Here is a 15,816-nt window from a genome sequence, read left to right as displayed (position 1 = left end):
CAAAAGCTGCAGGCAAACGACAAAGGCCGCTCCGGGAAACCGGAGCGGCCTTTGTCTTGTCTGCCGGATGCTTAGTCCCTTACTGCCGGCCGATGATATCCAGCGCCAGCGCCTCGGCCACGCGGATGCCGTCGATGGCGGCCGACATGATGCCGCCGGCATAACCGGCGCCTTCGCCGGCCGGATACAGCCCCTTGGTATTCAAGCTTTGCAGCGTATGGTCGTCGCGCTTGATGCGGATCGGGGAAGAGGTGCGGGTCTCGATGCCGGTCAGCACGGCGTCATGCATCGAATAGCCGCGGATCTGCTTGTCGAAGGCCGGCAGCGCCTCGCGGATGGCGTCGATGGCGTACTTGGGCAACGACGGGTTGAGGTCGCCCAGCTTGACGCCCGGCTTGTAGGACGGCTCCACGCTGCCCAGCGCCGTGGAGGGACGGTTGGCGATGAAGTCGCCCACCAGTTGCGCCGGCGCGTCGTAGTTGCCGCCGCCCAGTTCATAGGCGCGGCTTTCCCATTCGCGCTGGAAGGCGATGCCGGCCAGCGGGTGGCCGGGATAGTCGGCCGGAGTGATGCCGACCACGATGCCGCTGTTGGCGTTGCGCTCGTTGCGCGAATACTGGCTCATGCCGTTGGTGACCACACGGCCCGGCTCCGAGGTGGCCGCCACCACGGTGCCGCCCGGGCACATGCAGAAACTGTAGACCGAACGGCCGTTGGAGGCGTGGTGCACCAGCTTGTAGTCGGCCGCGCCGAGGATGGGATGGCCGGCGCTGGGGCCGAAGCGGCACTTGTCGATCAGCGACTGCGGATGTTCGGCGCGGAAACCGATCGAGAACGGCTTGGCCTCGATGTAGACGCCGCGCTTGTACAGCATCTCGAAGGTGTCGCGCGCGCTGTGGCCGATGGCCAATACCACATGGTCGGCCGCGATCTGTTCGCCCGAGGCCAGGGTCAGGCCGCGGATCTGGCCGTCTTCGATCAGCACATCCTCGACGCGCTGCTCGAAGCGGAATTCGCCGCCCAGCTGCTCGATCTTCTCGCGCATCAGCTGGATCATCTTCACCAGGCGGAAGGTGCCGATGTGCGGCTTGCTGACGTACATGATCTCGGGCGGCGCGTCGGCGGCGACGAATTCCTTGAGCACCTTGCGGCCGTAATGCTTGGGGTCCTTGACCTGGCTGTAGAGCTTGCCGTCGGAGAAGGTGCCGGCGCCGCCCTCGCCGAACTGGACGTTGGACTCGGGCTTGAGTTCGCGCTGGCGCCACAGGCCCCAGGTGTCCTTGGTGCGTTCGCGCACGGTCTTGCCGCGCTCCAGGATGATCGGGTTGAAGCCCATCTCGGCCAGGACCAGCGCGGCGAACAGCCCGCACGGGCCGAAGCCGATCACCACCGGACGCTGCTTCAGGCCGGCCGGCGCCCGGCCGACGAAGTGGTAGCCGGTATCGGGCGTGGGGCCGACATTGGTTTTGTTCTTGTTGCGCGCCAGCACCTGCGCTTCGTCCTTCACTTCCACATCGATGGTGTAGGTGAGGATCACGGCGCTCTTCTTGCGCGCGTCGTAGCTGCGGCGAAACAGCGTGAAGCCGACCAGCTCGTCGGCGGCGATGCCCAGGCGTTCCAGGATCGCGGCGTTCAGGTCGTCTTCCGTATGGTCCAGCGGAAGGAATAGCTCATTGATGCGCAACATGTGCGGGGACTTTCCAGTGTGGCTTGAAATGCATGGGAGCGGCGCAGCCGAGGGCGTCGTCCCGGCGGACGAACCCGGCGCGGGCCCCGGCGGACAGGGCGCAAGGCGGGCTGCGCGAAAGGCGACATTCTACTCCAGCCGGGGCTGGCCGGCCCAGTGGGCGGGCTGCCGCGCTTTGGGACGGCCGCACCCCAGGCATGCCAACAACCCGCGGCGTGCCCGGCCGGCTTCAGCAATCGTCGGCCCCCGCGATCCCGGCGTCGGCTTTCCAGACGAAGCGTGCCGGATCGAGCGCGGCCAGCAAGTCGCGGGGCAGCGGCAGCGGCTCGCGCTCCAGCATCGCCGCCAGGAGTTCGGCCATGAGCGGCGCCCAGATCAGCCCGCGCGAAGCGTAGCCCAGCAAACCGTACAAACCAGCATGGCGCGGCACCGCTTCCGGCCGCGTGGGCGCCAGCGCGGCGGCAGCCTCCATGTCGGGCAAGGCGCCCGCCAGCGGCAGGCGGTCAGGGGCGATGCAGCGGAAGCCGACGCGGCCCGGCAGATTGGCCGCTTGCGCATCCGGCACAGCGTAATGTTGATCGATCCCCGGCAGCATATTGCGCAGGCGCTGCAGGTTCTCGGCATGGCTGCCGGCGCGCAGGCCGGTGTCGCCGTCGCGGTCGTAGCTGGCGCCCATGCATACGCTGCCGCCATAGGGACGGGTCAGGTAGCCGTCGCCGCACAAAGCCACCGGCAGCTCGGGAAACCCTGCCGCCGGCAGGTGCGTGACCTGTCCGCGCACCGCGTTCAGCGGCAGCGATGCGCTCTGCGCCAGCGCGCGCGCCTGGGCGCCGGCGGCAAGGATCACCACCGGCGCTTGCGCGATGATGTGCCCCGCCGGATCCAGCGCCTGCCAATGCCCGTCGTCGCGACGCAAGGCCGCCGCCTGCCGGCCGAAATGGGTGGCCAGCGCCCCGCCCTGCTGCGCCACGGCCAGCAGGCGACGGCATACCGACGGCGGATTCAGCCAGCCGGCCTGCGGGAAGAAATAGCCGCCGCCCATGACCGGCATGCCCAGCAGCGCGCGCGCCTGTTCCGCGTCCATCCAGCGGGCGTATTCGGGGGGGTAGTTCCAGTCTTGCGCGCCCTGTTCGAAAGACAGCGCCTGCCTGGCGTCGCGGCCGAACTGCAGGATGCCGCAGCGCTCGCCGGCAATGGCCGCATCCGCCGCCGTACCGACGCCGCCCAGCCGCTCCCAGTGGCGCCCGGCGAACAGGAAGGCGGCCCGCGTCAGGCGCGCCAGCGGGCTGTCGTCGCGCGCCAGCGCCGGCATGAACAGCCCGCCGTGGTTGCCGGAAGCCTGGGTGGCCGGCCCGTTGCCGGCCTCCACCAGGTCGATGCGCCAGCCGCGCGCTGCCAGGCGTTCGGCGATGGCGCAACCGGCCAGGCCGGCGCCGATCACCAGCGCATGGCGCGCATGTTCCGGTTGGCGCCGCAAGGGGGTCGCGGCCGCGGCCACATGCGAGGGCGGCCGCGGCCATGCCGGCGCGTAATGTAATGACAGCGGTAATAACGGCGGCAAAGCCGGCGCGCCGGCGAAGCCGACCTGGCGCATGGCGCCAGCCGTGGCCGCGCCGTCGAACACCAGCGCGCGTGCGCCGGTCCAGGCCAGGCGCGCGAGGCGCTTGCAGGCATGCGGGTTCCAATCGGATGCGGCGGCGTCGAAATCCTGTTGCCGCCCGTGCAGGTAGAACAAGTCGCACGGCGCTTCCAGGCGCGCCAATTCTTCGTCGAGCGGGCCGAACACCAGGGTCAGCGCCACACAGCCGTCATCCAGCAGCAACCGGTGCGTGCCGGGCAGCAACAGCGGCCATGCCGCGCGCAACCGGTCGGCGTAAGGCGCCAGTTCTTGCCAACCAACATGCAGCGCCAGCAACTGCTCGACGGTACAAGGGTGCGGCTGGATCGCCACATAATGCAGACGCTGCGCCCCGCCCTGCGCGCGCATCCGGTCGAAACGCCGCCAACTGGAAAGGAAGGCCAGCCCGGCGCCGAAATGCAGATCCAGGATGGCCGGGCTGTGTTGCTCTTGCAGGCAGGCATCCAATCCGGCTTGCGGCATCGCCAGCAGTTGCGCCATATGGCCGGCGTCGCCGCTATGCGGGTCGGCGCGCCAGGCGGCAAGCAGGTTGGCAGAGGCTGGGATGACGGGACGGGCGGGCATGGCGTTTCGGTGTCAGGTTCGGCCAGTTGGAAGGCCGCCATTCTACGCCCTCGCCTGGCGCCGGACGCTGCGGCTTGACAAAGCTGCGGCGCAGCAATAATCTGCATACAGAACACGAAAATGGCGTTTTGTGGGAAACCGGCCGGGGCCGACATTTTCCCGATATCCGGTTTTTCCATCTTGCGCCGTTCTTTGCCTTACCATTCCGATTCCTTTTTAGCGGCAGCTCCATGTACAAAATCGACGCTCCGGCGCAACTGATCGAGCAGGTCTACGATGCCATCCTGGATGCGATCTGCTCCGGCACGCTGGCGCCCAACGAAAAAATCACGCAGGAAGGCCTGGCCGAACAGCTGGGCGTATCGCGCCAACCCATCCTGCAGGCTTTCCAGCTGCTCAAGCGCCAGGGTTTCATCGAAGATGCCGGGCGCAAAGGCGTGATGGTGACGGCACTCGATCCGACCAGGCTGATGCAGCTCTACCAGGTGCGCTCGGTGCTGGACGGCCTGGCCGCGCGCGAGGCCGCCGAGCGCTGGAAGCGGGACGGCGATGAACGCAGCGCCGGCGAGCGCGAGGGCCGCGCCCTGATCGCCGCCGGACGCGCCGTCTCGGACATGGGCGACCTGTCGGCGCGCATCGTGGCCGACATGAACTTCCACCAGTTCATCTACCGCAGCTGCGGCAACCCGATGGTGGGCGAGACCACCGCCCTCCACTGGCACCACATCCGCCGCGCCATGGGCGCCATCCTCTCGTCGGACGTGCGCTCCCACATCGCCGTGTGGGACGAGCATGAAGCCATCCTGCAGGCCATCATCGATGGCCGCGCAGCGGTGGCCGACAAGCTGGCGCGCCAGCATGCCGAAAGCGCGGCCGAACACCTGGCGCGGGTGCTGACCAGCGAAGAGTACGCATCGAAGAGGAAGCAGGCCTGATCCCGCCTGCGCCCTCGGGCCGACCGGCGCCGCTTATCCCATACAGACAATCACCATCACCTCCTGCGCAGCATGGCTGCGCGCCGCCATGCTCGCCATCTTCAATATCGTCTTCCCGATCTTCGCGCTGATCTTTCTCGGCTGGGCCTGTCGCAAGCGCCATATCCTCTCGGCGGGCGCGGCCAGCGAGCTGAACCGCTTCGTGATCTACCTGGGCCTGCCGGCGTTGCTGTTCGATTCGATGTCGCGGCTCACGCCGGCCGACTTCGCCAATGTGCGCTTCATCGGCGTGTTCGCCGCCGGGGTGGCCATCGTATTCTTGCTGACCGGCTGGATACGCGCACGCCAGAAAGCCCCCGCGGCCGATCTCATCATCGACAGCCTGGGCGCGTCCTACGCCAATGTCGGCTTCATCGGCATTCCCTTGTGTTACCTGGCGTTCGGTCACGATGGCCTGCCGCCGTCGGTGATCGCCATGGTGATGACCGCCTGCCTGCTGTTCGCAGTCGCCATCGTGCTGCTGGAAACCTGCCTGCATGCCGGGGCCGGCCTGGGGCAAACGGTGTTCAAGGTGGGCCGTTCGCTGGTGCGCAACCCGATCATGATCGCGCCGGTCGCCGGGATCGCGGTGGCGCTGTCGGGCCTGGCCATTCCCAGCGGCGTGCAGCAGCTGTTCAAGATCCTGGGCGGCGCGGCCAGCCCTTGCGCGCTGGTGTCGCTGGGCTTGTTCCTGGCCCAGCCGGTGCGCCACGACGAAGGCGTTTCGGTGTCGCTGCTGGTGGTGTTCAAGCTGCTGCTGCAGCCGGCGGTGACGGCGGTGCTGGCGTACTGGGTGTTTCCGCTGCCGCGCCTGTGGGCCGACAGCGCGGTACTGCTGGCGGCCATGCCGATCGGCACCGGCCCCTTCATGCTGGCCGAGTTATATCAGCGCGAGGTGGCCGGGATGTCGCGCGCGATCCTGGTATCCACTACCTTGTCATTGCCGACCGTGGCCTTGATCCTGGCGTGGATCGGTCGCCATTGAAGCGGGCCGTCCAAGGCAAAAGGCCGGCGGGCCATTGCCCGCGCCGCTCAGACCACGGCCCGCTCCTGCCTCAATAGCTGCTCGAATTTCTCGGCCGGCACCGGCGGGCTGAACAGGTAGCCCTGGATCTCGTCGCAGCCGTAGTGGCGCAAGTAATCCAGCTGCTCGTCGGTTTCCACGCCTTCGGCGATTACGCGCAGCTTCAGGTGGCGCGCCAGCGAGATGATGGAGGCGGTGATGGCGGCATCGTCGGCATCGATGGTGATGTCGCGCACGAAGGAGCGGTCGATCTTGAGCACGTCGATGGGGAAGCGCTTGAGATAGGCCAGCGAGGAATAGCCGGTGCCGAAGTCGTCGATCGACAGGCGCACGCCCAGCTCCTTGAGGCCCCCCAGGATGCCGATGGCGTGCTCGACATCGGTCATCATCAGGCTTTCCGTCAATTCCAGTTCCAGCGAGGCCGGCGGCAGGCCGGTGTCTTCCAGCACCTCGGCAATCGAGGTCACCAAGTCCTTCTGCAGGAATTGCCCCACCGACAGGTTGACCGAGACGCTGATGTCGTCATGCCCGCCGAGCTGCCAGCGGCGGCACTGGACGCAGGCCGTGCGCAGCACCCAGGCGCCGATCGGCAGGATCAGCCCGGTCTCTTCGGCCAGGCCGATGAAACGCGCCGGCGAGACCATGCCCAGTTGCGGATGCTGCCAGCGGATCAGCGCCTCGCTGCCGACGACGCGGCCGCTGGCGAGGTCGACCTTGGGCTGGTAATGCAGCAGGAACTCATTGTTCTCCAGCGCGCCGCGCAGGTCGGCTTCGATGCGCAGGCGTTCCAGCGCCTGCTCGTTCATGGCCGGCGTGTAGAACTGGAAGTTGTTGCGCCCGGTCTGCTTGCCGCGGTACATGGCGATGTCGGCGTGCCTGATCAGGGTCTCGCCGTCGATGCCGTCGGCCGGGTAGCAGGCCACGCCGATGCTGCAGGTCATGAACAGCGTATGGCCGCCCAGCGCGATGGGCGCGGCCACCGCATCCATGATGCGTTGCAGGCTGCGGGTGTCGAGCGTGAGCTCGTCCTGCTCGGGCAGGATCATGATGAATTCGTCGCCGCCCAGGCGCGCCACCGTGTCGGCCTCGCGCACCGCCGCGCGCAGGCGCCCGGCCACGGTGCGCAGCAGGGTGTCGCCGGCCTTGTGGCCCAACGTGTCGTTGACGAACTTGAAACGGTCGAGGTCGACGAACACCAGCCACAGCGCCTGCTTCTGCCGTTCGGCGTTGCCGATGGCCTGGTCCAGGTGGTGGCGCAGCATGTGGCGGTTGATCAGGCCGGTGAGCGTATCGCGGCTGGCCTGGAATTCCAGTTCGGCCTCGTAGCGTTTCATGGAGGTGATGTCGTAGAGCGCCGCCACGAAGTGCGTCGCGGCGCCGTTGTCGTCCCTCACCGGCGCGATGTAGAAATCGTTCCACAGCTCCGAGCCGTCCTTGTGGTAGTTGCGCAGCACCACGTTGTACTCGCGCTGCTCGCGCATGGCGTTCCACACGGCTTCGAAGCCGCCGGGGTCGCTGTCGCGTCCTTCCAGGAAGCGGATGCTGCGGCCCATGGCTTCGGCCGGGCTGTAGCCGGTGATGCGGCCGAACGCCGGGTTGACGTATTCGATCGGGTAATCCGGTTCCTGGGCGGAGAGGATGATGATGGCGTTGGCGCTGGCTTCGATGGCCTGGTGGCGCAGTTGCAGGGCGCGCTCGGCCAGGCGGCGCGCCTTGATATCGTCGGACAGCAGCGCATTGGTGTGGCGCAGCTCGGCGGTCTTTTCCTCGACCAGGCGCTGCACGCGATCCGAACGCAGCGCCAGCGCGCGCAGGTAGGCCGCGCCCAGCAGGGAGGAAATGATGCCGGCCAGCAAGATCAGCAGCGAGCCGTAATGGTCGGAAAACACCGAACGCGGGGGCGTGCTGATTTCCACATGCCAGGTCTGGCCGGCGATGTCGAAGCTGGTCATGATGCTGGACGGTTCACGGAACAGGTTGCCCAGCGCCGCCAGTTGCGCATGGCTTTGCACCATCGCGCTGTCATGGCGGTACACCAGGCTGGACTCATCGGCTTGCGGGCCGACGAAGATACGCAGGCCGATCTGCTCGTCGCCCAGCAAACCGGCGCCGTCCAGGATCTTGCTCACCAATTCGGTCACCTGCAGCACGGCGGCGGTGTCGCCGATCATGATGGCGCGCCGCTCATCGACATTGTTGGGCTGGATGCCGCCGCGGTAGACCGGCTGCAACAACAGCAGGCCGCGTTCGTCGGCCCCCAGCTGGACCAGGCGGATCGGCAGCGTCGATGCCGGACGGCCGCTGGCCAGCGCCGTTTCCAATGCCTGCCTGAAGGTCTGGTTGGCGCTCATGTCCAGGCCCAGCGCGGACCGGTTGCTGCTGACCGGCTCGATGTAATCGACCACCAGGTAGAACGGACGCTGGGGCGCCCGCTCCTGCTTGCCGTCGGCCAGGGTGGTGATCTGGAAATCGGGGGCAATGCCCTGGCGCAAGGCTTCGAACACCTGCCGGTCGTCGTCGGCGACGAAGCGGTGGACGGCGAAGGCGCGCACATACGGATAGCGCTCCAGCAGCGGCTCGGTGAAGTTGCGGAATTGCTGGCGGGTGGGATCGCCGACGGTGGCGTAGAAATGGTTGATCGTCGACAACACCTGCACGGCCTCTTCCAGGCCGCGCTGCACGGTGAAGGTGCGCAAGGCCGCCCGGCGGTCGAAATCCAGGCTGACGGCGTCGTCTTCCAGGTGGCTGGTGGCGATGAACACCAACGTGGTTGCGCACAGTCCCAGCATCAGCGTAAGCGATGCCGACAACGTTGCCCCCAGCTTGTTGATCACACGCCGCATAACCGAATCGTTATCTTTTTAACGATACCGATAATAATCTGGTCTTCGTCAAATTATTAAAAACACCAGATTTATTTTTATCGGCGGCCGATGCCGGAATGAACGGCCGGCCCGCCGCCGTCCCGGTTCAGTAGCCGTATGGCGCCGATTGTTGTTTTTTGCGTTCTTCCTGCTCGATCGCCTGCGCCTGCATGAAGGCATCGAAAGAGCGTTCGATGGTGGCGCGTTCGATATCGCGGGTGATGAAGACGATGCGGCTGCGGCGATCCCCGGACGGCCATTCGGGCAGCGTCGCGGTCGGATGGAAGATGTGCTGCACGCCGTGGATCACGGTCGGCTTGTCGTCCCCCTTGAGGTTGAGGATGCCCTTGATGCGCAGGATGTTGGGGCCCTTGAAACCGACCAGCAAGCTCAGCCATTCGTCGAACAGGGCCGGATCGATCGGCTCGTCGAAAGTGAAGCAGAAGGCGCGGATGTGGTCGTCGTGGCGGTTCACGTCGTGCGCATGGTCATGGTGGTCGTGGCCGTGATCATGATGGTCATGACCATGGGCGTGCCCATGATCATGGTGATGATGATCGTGCGCCGTCTTCCCGGCAAAGGCCTCCTCGTTGAGCCAGCGCGCCACATCGGGCATCTTCTCGCCCGGCTTGAACAAACCCGCATCCAGCAGTTCGGACGGCGAAATCTTTCCATGCTGCGGCAGCAGTTGCCGCGCCCCCGGGTTGAGCGCGCGCAGGCGCTCGCGCAATTGCGCCAGTTGGGCGGCGTCGGCCAGGTCGCTCTTGGTCAGCAGCAGGCGGTCGGCAACGGCGGCCTGCTGCACCGCTTCAACGTGGTTATCCAGCGTGGCCATGCCATTGACGGCGTCGACCGTGACGATCACGCCGTCCAGCCGGTAGCGCGAAGCGATGAAGACATCGGTCATCAGCGTATGCAGGATAGGCACCGGCGACGCCAGGCCGGTGGTCTCGATCACCACGCGGTTGAACTTGCGCTGGCCCCCTTCGGCAAAACGCCAGGTGATGTCCTTGAGCGTCTTCTTGAGGTCGCCGCGGATGGTGCAGCACAGGCAGCCGCTGCTCATCTCGACCACGGTGTCTTCCTGGCTGTGGGCCACCAGCAGGTGATCCAGGCCGATCTCGCCGAACTCGTTGATGATGACCAGGGTGTCCTTCATCTCCGGCTGGGCGATCAGGTGATTGAGCAGCGTGGTCTTGCCGCTGCCGAGAAAACCGGTCAGCAGGGAAACGGGAATCGGCGCATCGCCGGCGGGTACGGATGGGTTCATGATGGCATGCTCGGGAAGAAATAGGGGGCGGAATCGGCGCGAGAACCTCCATGCTAACCGATGCGTCAAGAAGACTGCGGAGGACTGCGCGCCATGAAAAACGGACCGCGCGCGGTCCGTCTTGCGGCGCTCCTACTCGTTGTCGTGCGCGTCCAGCGGCACCTTGGCGGGCGCTTCTCCGGCCTTGCCCACGCCGGGCAGCAGGTGGCCCAGCTTGCGCGCCTTGGTGCCGAGGTAGCCGATGTTGAACGGATTGTGGTTGGCGATCAGCGGGATGCGCTCGGCCACCGGGATGCCGTTGTCTTCCAGCGCCTTCACCTTGCGCGGGTTGTTGGTCATCAGGCGCAGGCTGGTGACCTTCAGGTGCGCCAGCATCGGCAGCACGATGGTGTAGCGGCGCATGTCGGCCGGGAAACCCAGGCGCTCATTGGCCTCGACAGTGTCGGCGCCCTGGTCCTGCAGATGGTAGGCGCGGATCTTGTTCAACAAGCCGATGCCGCGCCCTTCCTGGCGCAGGTAGAACAATACGCCGCGGCCTTCCTTGGCGATCTTCTTCAATGCCGCTTCCAGCTGGGCGCCGCAATCGCAGCGCTGCGAGAACAACCCGTCGCCGGTCAGGCATTCGGAATGCACCCGGCCCAGCACCGGCTCGCCGTTGCCGACATCGCCCAAGACCAGCGCCAGGTGTTCCTTGTCGGAAACCTCATCGTAGAAAGCATGCAGTTCAAACGTCGCCCACGGCGTGGGCAACTTGCACGAGCTGACGAATTCGAGTTTTTCTTCCGGCACGGCGCCGGGCTCAATCGGTGACGACATGACAACCTGCTTTCAATACGGATGCGGTGAACCGCGTATCTTACCCTGCTGCCGGGTTTATTTCAGCGCGGCCCGACGGTCGTTGAGGGGGTGCAAAAGGGCATATGCAAGGAAATGGAACGGGTGGCGGACAAAAGTCCCCCGCCGCGCTTGCGGCCGGGAATGCCTGAAAGCATGCACATGAAGGCAGCTCTGCGGTTTTGCAATATGCGGGAGCCGGAAACCGGTACGGTTGCGGTTGACGACCGCTCTTTTTTATTTTACCTTTTGGTAAATTAACCAATTAGTATAAAACATGATTACCGACCAGCTCAGCGCCACGTTCGCAGCGCTCGCCGATCCGACGCGGCGCGCCATCCTCGCCCGGCTCGCCTTGGGGGAAACGACGGTCAACGAACTGGCGGCGCCGTTCGACATGACCCTGCCGGCCGTCACCAAGCATCTCAAGGTGCTCGAAGGCGCCGGCCTGATCACGCGCGGGCGCGACGCGCAGCGGCGGCCGTGCCGGCTGGCGGCGCAGCCGCTACAAGAAGCCTGCGACTGGATCGAACAATATCGCCTCTACTGGGAACAGCGCTTCGACAATCTCGACGCATACCTGGAGCAATTGCAACAGGACCAGAAAGGACACCTGCCGCAACGGAGAAAACCGCATGGAAAATGAAACCGCCCCCGCCAGCCGCGTGCTGACCATCACGCGCGTATTCGATGCGCCGCGCGATCTCGTGTTCGCGGCTTGGACCGATCCCGGACACCTGAAACGCTGGTCGGCGCCGCATGGTTTCCACATCAGCCACAGCAGCGGCGAGCTGCGCCCCGGCGGCGCCTGGCGCGCATGCATGATCGCGCCGGACGGCGCCGAATTGTGGTTGGGCGGCGTCTACCGCGAGATCGTGCACGGAGAGAAACTCGTGTTCACCCATGCCTGGGACGACCAGGATGGCCAACCCGGGCCGCCAACCCTGGTCACGGTGGTGTTGAAGGATCTCGATGGCAAGACTGAAATGACTTTCCGCCAGGAAGGTTTCACATCCGATGCCTCGCGCGACGGGCATGAAGGCGGCTGGAGCCAGGGCTTCGAGCGGCTGGGCGCGCTGCTCGGCGAACTCGGCGGACGGAGCGCCCGATAAACCGCTGCGGTTGCGACAAGGAGACTCGAATGAGAAAGCTCAAACTGGAAATGCAGGTTTCAATCGACGGCTTCACCGCCGACGCCAACGGCGACACCGGCTGGATGACGTGGAACTGGGGCGAACCCTGGCGCTGGGACGAGGCGCTGCGCCGGCATCACGAAGAGCTGACCGCATCGGCCGATACGCTCCTGCTCAGCCGGGTGATGGCGGAAGAAGGCTTCTACGCGCACTGGCAGCAAGTCGCAGAGCAGCCCGGCGACGCGCGCAATGCGTTCGCCCGGCAGATTGTCGCCATGCGCAAGGTCGTGTTCACGCATACGCTGCCGCAGTCGCGCTGGCCGGATACGGTGCTGGCAAAAGGGGATCTGGTGGAAGAAGTGATGCACCTCAAGCGCCAGCCGGGCAAGGACATGCTCGCCTACGGCGGGCCGGCTTTCGCTTCGGCGCTGGCGGCTGCCGGACTGATCGACGAATTTCACTTCCTGGTCAATCCGGCCGTGCTCGGCAACGGCCGCGGCATGCTCAAGGACATCGGCGGCGCCATTCCACTGCGGCTGGTCGATGCCAGGCCATTCTCATGCGGCGTGGTCCTGCTGCATTACGCGCGGCCGGAATAGCCCGGCCGCGTCCGGCGATGGGATCGCCGCTTGTGAAGAAAAGAAGATGTTGAGATTTTCTACGTACCGAGAAAGAAAATTTCTGTAAGTAACTGAGATTTCTTATACAAGATGATGAGACTTGTTTTGCGAGCGCGTAGCCTCCAATTGCTTTCGAAAACTGGAAAGAAGCTCTTCAAGGACTTCATCGCCATATGGAGTATCTATCTTTCGAATATGTTGCCCATTGCATCATATTGATCAAAAGAGAATCTTTTGACAAAAGGGATCCATTCCGTCAAGAGGTCTGGACTATCCGACACGTCAGAAGAATCGATGATATCTAGCACATCGTCTCGCAATGTTGCGGAGATAAGCTGAAATTCACCCGCTACCTCAGAAAAAACCTCCCGCATGGATTCAACTCTTCTTGCTTTCTTTTCCAGCATAGGGAACCACATTGCGGCAGCGTATGAATCCTTGATGAGAATAGCCAGCAATAACATCGGGATCTGAAATTCACCTTTGGTCTCAGCACTCCCTTCGAACTTGCCTAGATCTGCCAAGGATACCCGAGCTTTTAGAATTCGATAAAGATTCGACAGCCGCTTAGCAGCACGCGGCGACGGGATAAAATTTCCTAGCTGTTGTGCAAATGACATCTCCCATTCCCTGATGATCAATGCATTTTCCTCAACCACAAAGTCATCCTCCGCTTCATCTTGCGCGGCAAAATCACGATCGTTTGATGTATGGTCAGATAATTCGCCTGTAGGATCTCTGCCAATATTTTTAGTCTCTGCTTTATTCGGTGCACCGTTTTCTTTAACGCCAGGGGCGTGGTGCAAATTCGATTCTCGTTCATTTTGCGTGGAATCTACGTTATTCGGATTTGCCATTAATTGCTCAATTAACGAAACATATCCTTTATTACTCATCTGCTGAAGTGAATAAGGAATCTGAAATATCTTCTCGAGATAGTGCTGCGGCGTAGCAGCCCACTCGTTCTTCTTTTCTTCAAATCCTAGTTCTTGGAAATGAAGTCTAAGTGAACGAAGTAGCCAACGTGAATCTACACCTACCACCACCACGAACAACGGATAGGCCAACAGCAAATGTACAGCTTGCAATACATCTACGACTTTATCTGCTGGGCACCGATCAAGATCATCAATATAAAGAATTATGCGATCAACTTTGACTACGGCATTCTCCATGCTTAATTTTGTTGCCAATGCCTCGAAGTCTTTTCTGACGGTCGAAACCAACCCGAGATGCTTCCTATAGTCTTCAGATTCTGTTCTCTCTTTAAGAAAATGAGTCAAGCTCTTCTGTTTTTCCAACTCTAATAGTCGTGTCTCAATTTCTAATACTTTACTGGTGGCAGCGCCAACCCTGGCTAGAGCAACCTGTTCATGAGCTTTGAGCGTATCGATCTCATTTAAGAGGATCTGCTCCTCTTGCGTTAATTTTTCCCTAAACTTAACGACCTGCTTATCAAATTTCTCCTTCGCCTCTTCAATTTTTTTAAGATTTCCCTTGACGAAATCTATGCCTTTTTTCAACCAAAGTGTTAGGCCAATAAATATAGTACTAACCTGCGCTGCAATAGCAGAAACCTTTTTTGCAAATACGTCGATCGATACGAACTGTAGACCGAAGTAGAGTAGAGCGGGGATGACAAAGATCAACAGTAAGATGAATGTAGTACGCGAGAAAAAGTTGGGACGTACAGTCAATGCACTCCCCAATGCCCAAATTCTTCCACCAGTGCTTCGCGCATTCGCAATAGCGGATTCGAACTCTTCGACATTTTTCCAAGTAGTAAAAATGCCAAGGTCAGTTAGTGCAGATTTAATTTTTTGAGCAGATTCATCTTTTGCAACTTGATCTATGAAATCCTTTATCTGTATGTCAGCCAGGCTCAGTTCTTTAGCCATTTTCTCATTTCGAAGTGATAGCAGGCTTTTTTCATTTTCCTCTAACCGCTTAGTAGCCACATCGCTTTCTTTTTGAGCAATATCTTTATCACTTTTTGCCAGCTCTAAACTAGAGAACAACGTCGCCTCGCTGTCCTCTTCCGTTCCCGGCTCCTTTACTTCTCGAGCTAAGCTATCCAAAATAAAGGTCGCTAAGCTTGCCCATAGATTGGTATCAACATAGTGCCATGCGTTAAATTCGACTTGCACAATCTTTGAGCAAAAATTTGAACTCTCATTTTTCTTTGCTTTTGCTTCCAGCTGCTTAGCACGTAGCTTCATCGACTGCATGAAGAAGCTTTTCCCCGTTCCCCAATTCCCAAATAGGCCAATTGCTAGCGGAGGCTTGACAGCTTTTGCCATCATGATGGCTGTCAACACACCAACCTCCATCGAAATGCCAAGCCTGTCAGAACTAACATTGATCGAATCTGATGCGTAACCAGCAACAAGATCGCGCTCGCCGTTAACTTCTGGGAAGATGCGTGCGAGAAGAAGCTCCGTGATATTGCTATGGGTGCCATTATTCTTATAATCACGAAGCGCTGAGAGCAATTCTTTCTGATCTAGATGGCTTAGAAAATAGGAAAGATGTTCTACGGATCGAGGCTCTGGCTTCGCAAGGGAGTTGATGGCCAAGCGCAAAATTTCAGAGAGGGTATGGGACTGTAAAAGTATTGGTATAGCAATCTGTGGAGATCTTGGATACGACAAGGCAAAGAAGGCATTCCTAATTGCGTCGTCGCGAAATGATCGGACTTCAATCACGGTGCAAATGGCGGGAATCAGATCAAAAACAGGCACTATCCGCAGCGCCCACAACATCGCGTCTATGATCTCGTAATCTTTAGATTCGAAATATTCCGTCCATTCACGAATAAAATCACGACTCCGCTGCTCAAGAATGACTTGTACTAATAACCGAACTGTTGCCGTCGAATCATCTCTTGCGAGATCAAGAATCTCTGAAAGATATGTAACTCGTTGCCGATAACATGCAACGACTATCCAATATCGAACTGCATAGTAAGACTCTTGATTCTCCGAGACGTGAAAGATCGCGAGTTTTCGAGTTTCCGCATTCTCTGCGTCACACCAAAGCAAGGCGCTAAAGAGCCATGCACGAGACGAATCTCTCAGAGTCCGCCCGTCTCTTGTGCCTGGCTTCGCATCGTTGACCGGCCTGAAACAACTGGTCCAGACTTAAAGTTAGTCTAAGCGGCAAGCCGCAGTGGTGCTGGGGTTGTTGCCGGCAGCGTAGCCTGCGGTG

Annotated in this window: 11 protein-coding genes; 5 read left to right on the top strand and 6 right to left on the bottom strand. The window is 61.6% G+C overall.

Translation table 11 applies throughout. The features are described from left to right. Positions 1–79 precede the first annotated feature (79 nt). Positions 80–1,687 carry an NAD(P)/FAD-dependent oxidoreductase gene (locus tag FB598_RS18565; RefSeq protein WP_141917512.1) on the bottom strand — a complete coding sequence of 536 codons (1,608 nt, stop codon included), beginning with the start codon at positions 1,685–1,687 and terminating at the stop codon, positions 80–82. Between the two features lie 229 nt (positions 1,688–1,916). After that, positions 1,917–3,890 carry an FAD-dependent 5-carboxymethylaminomethyl-2-thiouridine(34) oxidoreductase MnmC gene (gene mnmC, locus FB598_RS18560; RefSeq protein WP_141917509.1) on the bottom strand — a complete coding sequence of 658 codons (1,974 nt, stop codon included), beginning with the start codon at positions 3,888–3,890 and terminating at the stop codon, positions 1,917–1,919. 230 nt (positions 3,891–4,120) lie between these two features. Here mnmC and FB598_RS18555 point away from each other — a divergent pair, with 230 nt between their 5' ends. After that, positions 4,121–4,825, top strand: coding sequence for a GntR family transcriptional regulator (locus FB598_RS18555; RefSeq protein WP_141917506.1), 705 nt, complete (start codon positions 4,121–4,123; stop codon positions 4,823–4,825). Positions 4,826–4,913: 88 nt separating this feature from the next. Next, positions 4,914–5,849 carry an AEC family transporter gene (locus FB598_RS18550; RefSeq protein ID WP_141917504.1) on the top strand — a complete coding sequence of 312 codons (936 nt, stop codon included), beginning with the start codon at positions 4,914–4,916 and terminating at the stop codon, positions 5,847–5,849. Between the two features lie 47 nt (positions 5,850–5,896). On the opposite strand, the gene FB598_RS18545 is transcribed toward FB598_RS18550, so the two are convergent. From FB598_RS18545 to ribA, 3 genes are all read right to left on the bottom strand, one after another. Beyond that, on the bottom strand, positions 5,897–8,731 hold the full coding sequence (locus FB598_RS18545) for an EAL domain-containing protein (RefSeq protein ID WP_141917501.1): 2,835 nt from the start codon (positions 8,729–8,731) through the stop codon (positions 5,897–5,899). Between the two features lie 127 nt (positions 8,732–8,858). Continuing rightward, positions 8,859–10,022, bottom strand: coding sequence for a GTP-binding protein (locus FB598_RS18540; protein ID WP_141917498.1), 1,164 nt, complete (start codon positions 10,020–10,022; stop codon positions 8,859–8,861). A 132-nt stretch (positions 10,023–10,154) separates the two neighbouring features. Then, the gene (gene ribA / locus FB598_RS18535; RefSeq protein WP_141917495.1) at positions 10,155–10,838 is read right to left on the bottom strand and encodes a GTP cyclohydrolase II; all 684 of its coding nucleotides are present in this window, start codon (positions 10,836–10,838) and stop codon (positions 10,155–10,157) included. A 295-nt stretch (positions 10,839–11,133) separates the two neighbouring features. Between ribA and FB598_RS18530 the strand changes: the two genes are divergently transcribed. From FB598_RS18530 to FB598_RS18520, 3 genes are read left to right on the top strand one after another with little or no spacing between them, the layout of a single operon-like run. Continuing rightward, positions 11,134–11,502 carry a helix-turn-helix transcriptional regulator gene (locus FB598_RS18530; protein WP_141917492.1) on the top strand — a complete coding sequence of 123 codons (369 nt, stop codon included), beginning with the start codon at positions 11,134–11,136 and terminating at the stop codon, positions 11,500–11,502. Further along, positions 11,492–11,968 carry an SRPBCC domain-containing protein gene (locus FB598_RS18525; protein ID WP_141917490.1) on the top strand — a complete coding sequence of 159 codons (477 nt, stop codon included), beginning with the start codon at positions 11,492–11,494 and terminating at the stop codon, positions 11,966–11,968. The genes FB598_RS18530 and FB598_RS18525 overlap by 11 nt, the downstream gene beginning before the upstream one ends. Positions 11,969–11,997: 29 nt before the next feature. Beyond that, positions 11,998–12,588, top strand: coding sequence for a dihydrofolate reductase family protein (locus FB598_RS18520; protein ID WP_141917488.1), 591 nt, complete (start codon positions 11,998–12,000; stop codon positions 12,586–12,588). A gap of 203 nt (positions 12,589–12,791) precedes the next feature. Here FB598_RS18520 and FB598_RS18515 read toward each other — a convergent pair whose 3' ends face one another. Beyond that, complete coding sequence (locus FB598_RS18515; protein WP_183405896.1) at positions 12,792–15,185, bottom strand: P-loop NTPase fold protein; 2,394 nt, start codon at positions 15,183–15,185, stop codon at positions 12,792–12,794. Positions 15,186–15,816: the final 631 nt, after the last annotated feature.

This window comes from Herbaspirillum sp. SJZ106 (assembly GCF_006715495.1).
GTDB lineage: Bacteria > Pseudomonadota > Gammaproteobacteria > Burkholderiales > Burkholderiaceae_D > Herbaspirillum.
This window is presented reverse-complemented; position numbering and strand designations above follow the sequence as displayed.